Origin of the sequence: Streptomyces achromogenes subsp. achromogenes, from assembly GCF_000720835.1 — a bacterium.
Classification (GTDB): Bacteria; Actinomycetota; Actinomycetes; order Streptomycetales; family Streptomycetaceae; genus Streptomyces; species Streptomyces achromogenes.
In genome coordinates this window covers 1-297 of record NZ_JODT01000134.1, presented here as the reverse complement: position 1 = coordinate 297, position 297 = coordinate 1, and the positions used below count along the sequence as shown (strand labels likewise).

1 pseudogene is annotated in these 297 nt (G+C 70.0%); it reads right to left on the bottom strand.

Annotated elements, in window-relative coordinates:
* Positions 1-128 precede the first annotated feature (128 nt).
* Positions 129-297 (bottom strand): annotated as a pseudogene (locus tag IH25_RS42750) (sulfate adenylyltransferase subunit CysD); the annotation flags it as partial.

Genomic DNA, 297 nt, shown 5'->3' with positions numbered 1-297 from the left:
CACGGCCTCCAGCTGGTCGGCGAGGACCGACTTGGAGTCGTGCAGCAGCCGCCCGACGAGGGTGGACTTGCCGTCGTCGACGGAGCCGGCGGTGGCGAAACGGAGGGTCTCGATGGTCGGGCTCATGCCTAGAAGTACCCCTCGCGCTTGCGGTCTTCCATCGCGGCCTCGGACAGCTTGTCGTCGGCGCGGGTCGCACCGCGCTCGGTCAGCCGGGACGCCGCGATCTCGGCGATGACCTTCTCGATGGTGTCGGCGTCGGAGTCGACCGCGCCGGTGCAGGACATGTCGCCGACG